Annotated in this window: 5 protein-coding genes and 1 pseudogene; 2 read left to right on the top strand and 4 right to left on the bottom strand. The window is 62.5% G+C overall.

Annotated features, from left to right (window positions below; genetic code table 11):
• A pseudogene (locus BLO80_RS30285) lies at positions 1-131 on the bottom strand (IS110 family transposase); the annotation flags it as partial.
• 378 nt (positions 132-509) lie between these two features.
• Here BLO80_RS30285 and BLO80_RS14210 point away from each other — a divergent pair.
• On the top strand, positions 510-2,267 hold the full coding sequence (locus BLO80_RS14210) for a molecular chaperone (protein ID WP_092334365.1): 1,758 nt from the start codon (positions 510-512) through the stop codon (positions 2,265-2,267).
• A 168-nt stretch (positions 2,268-2,435) separates the two neighbouring features.
• Here the strand turns inward: BLO80_RS14210 and serB are convergent, their stop codons facing one another.
• Positions 2,436-3,650, bottom strand: coding sequence for a phosphoserine phosphatase SerB (gene serB / locus BLO80_RS14205; RefSeq protein WP_092205345.1), 1,215 nt, complete (start codon positions 3,648-3,650; stop codon positions 2,436-2,438).
• A 133-nt stretch (positions 3,651-3,783) separates the two neighbouring features.
• Here serB and BLO80_RS14200 point away from each other — a divergent pair, with 133 nt between their 5' ends.
• On the top strand, positions 3,784-5,298 hold the full coding sequence (locus BLO80_RS14200; RefSeq protein WP_092334363.1) for an AhpA/YtjB family protein: 1,515 nt from the start codon (positions 3,784-3,786) through the stop codon (positions 5,296-5,298).
• A gap of 230 nt (positions 5,299-5,528) precedes the next feature.
• On the opposite strand, the gene BLO80_RS14195 is transcribed toward BLO80_RS14200, so the two are convergent.
• Together BLO80_RS14195 and parC are read right to left on the bottom strand one after the other, a co-directional pair.
• A complete protein-coding gene (locus tag BLO80_RS14195) occupies positions 5,529-6,236 on the bottom strand; it encodes a PqiC family protein (protein ID WP_092334361.1) in 708 nt (235 codons plus the stop codon).
• 179 nt (positions 6,237-6,415) lie between these two features.
• On the bottom strand, positions 6,416-8,680 hold the full coding sequence (gene parC, locus BLO80_RS14190) for a DNA topoisomerase IV subunit A (protein WP_092334359.1): 2,265 nt from the start codon (positions 8,678-8,680) through the stop codon (positions 6,416-6,418).
• Positions 8,681-8,690: the final 10 nt, after the last annotated feature.

Genomic DNA, 8,690 nt, shown 5'->3' with positions numbered 1-8,690 from the left:
CACTTCTTGATCGCTGCCTTGGTGTTGGGGAGCGCTTCCAGTCGATCTGTTTCTGCGTGATAAATCACCAACTCATCTTTGGCGACATCAACACCCACGATCGGCTTTGCGACAGAAACCGGCATTGCCATTGAAAATCCTCCGGGCTAAGGTTTGAACACTTGAAGGGTTCACCCAGAGGCGCAGGCTTGTTCCTATCGTCGGTCTAGGCCAGATGCATTCTTTATCGGCGCTTGGGTGAAAGGAGGAGGGGTGAAATCTCCCACGGTCTGTACTGCGGCTAACAGTCAGAATCGAGCTTTGTCCCTCCTCCCCCCTTCAAGTCCTACCATACAAGCGAGCTTGCTCGCGATGGCGATGTAACGGTCACCTCGATGGCGACTGACCTGGCGTCATCGCGAGCAAGCTCGCTCCCACAGGGTATCCAGCATAGATAGCGCACCTCCTTCGGCTACAACTGCTAGAGTTGGAAACATCACGTTTATTTCCCGCCGGAGCCCGTACACGGCATGAATGAGACCAGCCCTCTCCAGCTATTGCGCGTCCTGACCCCGACACAATCACGCCTGTCGTTCTGCGATGCTACGCCACGGGACCTCAAGCGCTGGATCGCCAACCTGCCCAAGGCCAACATCGGCGAAACGGCCCGCCTGTTGTACCAGGCCCTGGGCGAACTCAACCAACTGCTCACGCCCAGCGACAATCGCCTGCAACTGCTCGAACTGCTGCGGCCCGAGGTGTACTACGTCTGCAAGCACCTGGAGCGGCACTTCCTGCAACAAGCCATCGTGCTGGATGATCGCTCGCGCAAGATCGTCAACCTATGCCAGGCCTTGCAAACCCAACTGGCCATGGGCTACAAACAGATCGTGGCGCGTATCGCGTCGAAATACACCAAGGACCGGGCCCGCCTGCTGAGCACCGCGCTACAACGGGCGATGCATGCCCTCAACGGCCCGCTGCTGCGTGCCAGCCAGCTCTACAGCCCGGTGCCCGAGGGGCTGTGGCTCGACTTGCATCAGTTGTACCGGATCGCCTGCCTGCACCGCTTGCAACACCTGAGCGTGAGTGACGAGCTGGCCAGCCAGGTTCATCAACTGAACGCCGAGCAAACCTATGTCGTCGCCCTGCTGCTGGGCGCGTCACGCAGCAATCAATTGCGCCAGAGCCAGATCGGGCGACTGACCGAGGTGCTCGAATCCTGGAGCCAGTGGGTCAAGCTGGACCCTGCCACCGCTGCCAGCAGCCTGTTCGCCGTCGCTCCAGAGCTGGATGTCGGGCCACGCTACCGCTCCAAGTTCCGAGCCGAACAGCAGCCAACCTTGCAGGGCTTCGATCCCCAGCCACTGGTGCGTGCAATCGCCACTCACCTGGAACAACCTGCCGATAATACGTTGCCAGTCCCTGGTGGCATGAGCGTCGACACTTTGCATCACCTGCAAGCCGCCTGGGGCGAAGCGGCTGAACGCAGCTTCCAGCGCACCGAGGGCAACGGCACGCTGACCCTGTGCGTGGGCATGAGTGCGCTGCACTATTACCTTGGCGGCGAGCGCTCGTTCAACGAAATCCTGAAAAGCCCCGCCACCCGCAAGGCCCGCTTCGAAGCCTCGCCGAGCAAGACAAACGACACCTGGAAGCAAGCGTTCGACGCCGCCCCCGCTGGCGACAGCGACCTGCTGCCCTATGAAGAAATCGAGTACCCGGTCAACCCGGCCGATGACGATGGCACCAGCTCCGACAACCAGCATCACTTCCCCACCTACGACCTGCCGATCATCAACCACAGCCCTGGCGGCTATTGCCTCGGTTGGCCCAAGGAGGTGCCGGAACAACTGCAAGCCGGGGAAATGATCGGCATCCGCGACAGCAGCGACCAAGCCTGGAGCGTCGCCGTGGTGCGCTGGATCCGCCAAGTGCGCAACGGCGCCATGCAAATGGGCATCGAACTGGTCGCCCCCCATGCCCAGCCTTGCGGGCTGCAACTGGTCCGGGAAAACGAGCACGGTCACTACCTGCGCGGGCTGTTACTCCCCGAGATCAGCGCCATTGACCTGCCCCCGACCATGATCGCCCCACGCCTGCCCTTCCAGGAGGGCCAGCGGGTGTTGATCAATACCAACGGCCAGGAACGCCGCGCCGGCCTGGACCGCCGGGTGACCAGCACCCACAGCTTCAACCAGTTTTCCTATCATCCGGAAGACTCGGGAGCCACCGAGGAGAGCAGCGACCAGGAAGGGAATTTTGATTCGTTGTGGAAATCGCTTTGAACCGCACATAACCCGTTGTGGCGAGGGAGCTTGCTCCCGCTGGCCTGCGCAGCAGGCCCCTGCGGTCGATCCGAAACAGTCAGGCCCCAGGCTTCAGGGCCGCTTCGCGCCCCAGCGGGAGCAAGCTCCCTCGCCACAATTGCGCTGACTCCAACGTCAGTGTGTCAGTCAGAGCTGTCCGTCACGATCCCTGAAGCCCAGCAAGTACAACACCCCATCCAGCCCCAGGGTGGAAATCGCTTGCCTGGCCGACTGCTTGACCAGCGGCTTGGCGCGGAATGCCACGCCCAGGCCCGCGATCGCCAGCATCGGCAGGTCGTTGGCGCCGTCGCCCACAGCGATGGTCTGCTCCAGGCGCAGCCCTTCTTTTTCAGCCAGTTCACGCAGCAGGTCGGCCTTGCGCTGGGCATCGACGATCGGCTCGACGGCCACGCCGGTGACCTTGCCGTCCACCACTTCCAACTCGTTGGCGAATACGTAGTCGATACCGAGCTTGGCCTGCAACTGCTTGGCAAAGTAGGTGAAGCCGCCGGACAGGATGGCGGTCTTGTAGCCCAGGCGCTTGAGTTCGGCGAACAGGGTTTCGGCGCCTTCGGTCAGGCGCAGGGAGGCGCCAATGGAATCCAGCACGCTGACATCCAGCCCCTTAAGCAGCGCCAGGCGCTCCTTGAAGCTGGCACGGAAATCCAGCTCGCCGGCCATGGCTCGCTCAGTGATGGCCGAGACCTTGTCGCCCACGCCGGCCGCCTTGGCCAGTTCGTCGATGACCTCGGCCTCGATCAGTGTCGAGTCCATGTCGAACACCGCCAGGCGGCGGTTGCGGCGGAACAGCGAATCTTCCTGGAAGGCAATGTCGACGTTCAGTTCCTGGGCCACGCTGAGGAATTCCGCACGCAACGCCTGGGGATCGGCCGGCTCGCCGCGCACCGAAAACTCGATACAGCCCTTGCCCTTGTCGGCAGGGGTGTCCAGCGGCATGCGCCCGGACAGGCGGTCGATGTGGTCGATGTTCAGGCCATATTGGGCGGTGATCGAGCTGACGCGCTGCAACTGCTCGGCGGTGACCTTGCGAGTCAACAGGGTCACGATATGGCGCTTCTTGCCCTGGCCGGCCACCCAATGCTGGTAATCGTCCTCGGACACCGGGGTGAAGCGCACCTGCTGGTCGAGCTTGTAGGCGGTGAACAGGATGTCCTTGAGCACGGACTTGCTTTGTTCGGCGTCCGGGATTTCAACCAGGATGCCGAACGACAGCGTGTCATGGATCACCGCCTGACCGATGTCGAGAATGTTCACACCACCCTGGGCCAGAACGCCGGTAATGGCCGCAGTCAGACCCGGACGGTCGCTGCCAGTGATGTTTATCAGGACGATTTCGCGCAAGGCGCACCCCCGCAGGTGGAAAAAAACCGCATTCTACCCACATTCAGTGACCATCGGGCACCGCCAGTGCTTTGCCGGCCATGGGCCTGTCGCTATACTGCGCGTCAATTTCACGGACAAAGAGCCGAGCTCAGTGAACCGGCCCACGCCAGTCAAAACCGACAACTTCTTCCTGCTGATCTTCCGTGCACTGCGCCATCGCCGTGTGCCGATCGCATTGCGCATTGCCAGCCATAACGTGATCCTGGTCGCCCTGGCCCTGGTCATCTATGCCTGTGTGATGGGTTTGCAGTTCAAGCAGGCGATGCACGAGCAGGCCGATGCCCTGGGTGAAAGCCTGACCACCCAGACCGCCACGTCCGCCACCGAGCTGCTGGTGTCCAACGACATCCTCAGCCTCAACGTGCTGCTCAACAACCTGACCAAGAACAAGCTGGTGGCCCACGCCGCCATCTACAGCGTGGACAACCGCATCCTCGCCGAGGCCGGCCAGCGGCCCAAGCCTGGCCTGCTGGGCGAGTCCGGCGGCATGTACCAGAGCAAGATCACCTTCCAGGACGTGACCGCCGGGCAACTGCGCATCAGCCTGGACATGGACCAGTTCCAGCAACCGATGACCATCAGCCTGCAAAGCATGGGCATCCTCAGCGCGATCCTGCTGGCCCTGGCACTGGCCCTGAGCCTGCGCCTGGGGCGGCACATCTCCACACCGCTGCTGCAATTGCGCGTCTGGCTGCGGGACATCGACGAACACACGCCGGCCACCCAGCGCCAGGACGAGATCGGCGACCTGGCCCGGCAACTGCACGCCAGCTTCGCCCCGGAACCCGAGCCCCAGCCGGAACCTGAAGACCTCGACTACACGGACGACGATGCCGAGCCAGGCTTCGAAGTGCGTAACCTGCGCGACCCGGGCTTCGACGAAAGCCAGCCGATGCCGGCCTCCAAACCGGCCCCACGCCACGTGGTGCACGCGGTAGAGGACGAGGAAGACGATGATGCCTTCGCCGATCTGCGTGACGAATCGATCGATGGGGCACCCCGGCCGGTCGCCAAGCCTGTGGCCTCGAACCTGCCCCAGCACAGCGCCGTACTGGCCGTGCAACTGGGCGCCCAGGATCAACTGCGTCGCCTGCCCCAGGCACGCCTGAAGGAGTTGCTCGAGCGCTACCGCGACTGCCTGGACCAGGCCGCATCGCTCTACCAGGGCGAATTGCACACCTTGAACGACGGTAGCACGCTGATGCTGTTCCACACCGAAGACAGCGGCGACGACTACCTGACCAATGCCATTTGCTGCGGTGAGTTGCTGCGCGCCCTGGGTCACCAGTTGCAGATCGAAGTCGCTGACAGCGGCATCACCCTGCAACTGCAGTTGGGCCTGACCTTGGGCGATGGCCTGTTCGGCTTGAGCCAGATCGACCTGCTGCTGACCGAAACCGCCCAGGACGCCCTGGCGCTGTCGCAACACAGCCGCAACCTGCTGCTGGTGGAGCGCAAGATCAACGACGACGCCCTGATCCGCCAGCGCGCGCGCATCCGCCCCATCGCCAGCCCCGAAGGCGCGTGTTGCGTGGAGCGCTTGATGGAGCCTTATCCATCGATGCTGGAGCGGCAGTTGGCGCGGATGCATGAGCGCCAGGCCTGAGTCCCGGAACATGAAATAACGAAGCCCGCAGATGAGTGATTGTCTGCGGGCTTTTTGTTGTCTGGGCCGGCCTCATCGCGAGCAAGCTCGCTCCCACAGGGGGCTGACCTCAGGCTTAGCGTGGGAGCGAGCTTGCTCGCGATGAGGCCGGCCCAGGCACAAGAGATCCAACCGGCAGAAACAACAAAGCCCGCATCAACGCGGGCTTTGTCGTGTAGCCGGTCCAACCGTCAGAACCTGAACACTTCCATGTCCGTACGGATCGGCAAGGCCATGGGAATCTTGTCCTTTTCCTTCTCTACCGGTTTGGCCGGGGCTGTCGTGGCCTTGCGAGGCACTTCGGCGGCGACAGGCGGCTGGTTGGCCAGGGGCTTGAGCGACACCGACAGCTGTTCGGCCAGGCGTTGCAGGAGCACGCCCTGGGCCTGGACCTGTGCCGCGGTGGTGCCGGCATGTTGCTCTTGCAGATGAACGATGCGGTTCTCACGCACCTTGCCACGACGGTCGATCAACCGCCATTGGGCATCGAGCACGGCCGGCTGGGCTTTACCCGAGTCCAGGCGGGTAATCGACAGCAGTACCTGCACATCCGGGGTGAAACCCTGGGTCGCCGGTGCCAGCACCACACGCTGGCTGTCCAGGTGCCCGGCGAGCTGGCGCAACAGCAACTGATCGATGTCAGAGGACAGGCTGCCGGCCCAACGGCCGTCAGTGGCGGCTTGCAGGCTGCCGTCCGGTTGGCGTTGCAACAAGGTTTCACGCTGCAGGTAATCAGCGATCAGAACCGGGCCGAGCAATACGGCCATACCTGTGCTTTGCGCAGGCTGGGCCGGGGTGCCGCTGTCCAGTTGGTACAGCGACACCGGCTGGTTCATGCTGCAGCCCGCCAGGCCAAGCAGGCCGGCGAGCCACAAAATAGGGAGGCGCAGAGCAGTCATCGTTCCGTCCAGGTGGCAGCCACAAGGCTTGCCACAGTGAAAAAATACTCGGTCAATGTGAAGAACGCTCGGCTACGCCGGCGCTTGAAAGGGCCTATCATCCGTGAATATGCGCGCCGACTCCAGCGCGAAAGCATCGATCTGCGGCATTTAATCGCAGACCGAGCCCTCTACTACGCCTAATTGAGGTTTTCGACGAGCAGCGCATCGACCCGCTGAAATCCCCTCGGAAGCTTGTTACCCCGCCGACCACGTTCACCCTTGTAATGCTCAAGATCGTCCGCCTTCAACGAAAGCGTACGCTTTCCTGCCTGTAGCACAAGCGTGGCGCCCTCCGGCAACACTGCAATATCCGTGACATATTCCTCACGGCTGGCGACCCGTTCGCCGGAAATACCGATAATCTTGTTGCCCTTGCCTTTACCTAGCTGCGGCAGGTCGCTGATCTTGAACACCAGCAACCGACCTTCGGTGGTCACCGACGCCAGCCAGTTGCTCTCTCGATCGGCCACCGGACGCGGCGCAATCACCTTGGCGTTGTTCGGCAGGCTCAACAACGCCTTGCCCGCCTTGTTCTTGGCTTGCAGGTCCTCGCCCTTGACCACGAACCCGTAACCCGCGTCCGACGCAATGACGTACAGTCCATCATCATCAGGCATCAGCACACATTCAAAAGTTGCACCCGGTGGAGGCGTTAATCGACCGGTCAGCGGCTCGCCCTGGCCGCGAGCCGATGGCAGGGTGTGGGCCGGCACCGAATAGCTGCGCCCGGTAGAGTCGACGAACACCGCGAACTGGTTGGAACGCCCGGCCGCCAAGGCCTTGAAACCGTCCCCGGCCTTGTAGGAAAGCCCCGTCGCATCAATATCATGACCCTTGGCGGAACGTACCCAACCTTTTTCCGACAGCACGACGGTGACTTTCTCGTTCGGCAGCAGATCGTGCTCAGTCAGGGCCTTGGCTTCGGCACGTTCGACGATCGGCGAGCGACGGTCATCGCCATAGGTTTCGGCGTCCTTGAGCAGCTCGGTGCGTACCAGCTTCTTGAGCTTGGCTTCACTGCCCAGCAAGGCTTGCAACTTGGCCTGCTCCTTGAGCAGTTCGTCCTGCTCGGCGCGCAGCTTCATTTCTTCCAACCGCGCCAACTGCCGCAGGCGGGTGTCGAGGATGTAGTCGGCCTGGATTTCGCTCAGGTCAAAGCGGGCGATCAGGCTGGCCTTGGGGTGCTCCTCGGTGCGGATGATGTGGATCACTTCATCCAGGTTGAGGTAGGCAATCAGCAAGCCGTCCAACAGGTGCAGGCGGCGCTCGACCTTGTCCAGGCGGAATTGCAGGCGCCGACGCACGGTCTTGACCCGGAACTCCAGCCACTCCACCAGCAATGCCCGCAGGTTTTTCAACTGCGGCTTGCCGTCCAGGCCGATGATGTTGATGTTGACCCGGTAGCTGGACTCCAGATCGGTGCTGGCGAACAGGTGCTGCATCAGCGCGTCGTGGTCGACCCGGCTGTTGACCGGGATGATCACGATGCGGCAGGGATTTTCATGGTCAGACTCGTCGCGCAGGTCCGCCACTTGCGGCGCTTTCGACGGTTTTGCCTGCATCATCGCGGCAATCTGCTCCAGGACCTTGGCCCCGGAGACCTGATGCGGCAGCGCCGTGACAATGATGTCGCCGTCTTCGATGTGGTACACGGCGCGCATGCGCACCGAACCGCGACCGGTCTCGTAGATCTTCACCAGGTCGGCGCGCGGGGTGATGATTTCGGCTTCGGTCGGATAGTCCGGCCCCTGGATGTGCTCGCAGAGCTGTTCCACCGTGGCTTTTGGCTCGTCCAGCAGACGCACGCACGCCGTGGCCACCTCCCGGAGGTTGTGGGGCGGCACGTCGGTAGCCATGCCCACGGCGATGCCGGTGGTGCCATTGAGGAGGATATTCGGCAAACGTGCTGGCAGAACCAGGGGTTCGTCGAGGGTGCCATCGAAGTTCGGCCCCCAATCCGCAGTGCCCTGGCCCAGCTCGCTGAGCAGCACTTCGGAGTAGCGCGACAGCCGCGCCTCGGTGTAACGCATGGCCGCGAAGGACTTGGGATCGTCCGGCGCCCCCCAGTTACCCTGGCCGTCCACCAGCGTGTAGCGATAGCTGAACGGCTGGGCCATCAGCACCATGGCTTCATAGCAGGCCGAGTCGCCGTGGGGGTGGAATTTACCGAGCACGTCACCGACGGTACGCGCCGATTTCTTGTGCTTGGAATCCGCATCCAGCCCCAGCTCACTCATGGCATAGATGATCCGCCGCTGAACCGGCTTCAAACCGTCGCCGATGTGCGGCAAGGCACGGTCCATGATCACGTACATGGAGTAGTTGAGGTAGGCATTTTCGGTGAAGTCAGCCAGCGATCGGCGTTCTACGCCGTCTAAGCTGTCTGCAAGAATGTCGCTCATGCGGGCCTCA

This window comes from Pseudomonas sp. NFACC56-3, assembly GCF_900100025.1.
Taxonomy (GTDB): Bacteria; Pseudomonadota; Gammaproteobacteria; order Pseudomonadales; family Pseudomonadaceae; genus Aquipseudomonas; species Aquipseudomonas fluorescens_AA.
This window is presented reverse-complemented; position numbering and strand designations above follow the sequence as displayed.

Coding starts and splice junctions, on each gene's coding strand:
- BLO80_RS14210 (WP_092334365.1), top strand. CDS start 510: ATGAATGAGACCAGCCCTCTCCAGCTATTGCGCGTCCTGACCCCGACA.
- BLO80_RS14195 (WP_092334361.1), bottom strand. CDS start 6,236: ATGACTGCTCTGCGCCTCCCTATTTTGTGGCTCGCCGGCCTGCTTGGC.
- parC (WP_092334359.1), bottom strand. CDS start 8,680: ATGAGCGACATTCTTGCAGACAGCTTAGACGGCGTAGAACGCCGATCG.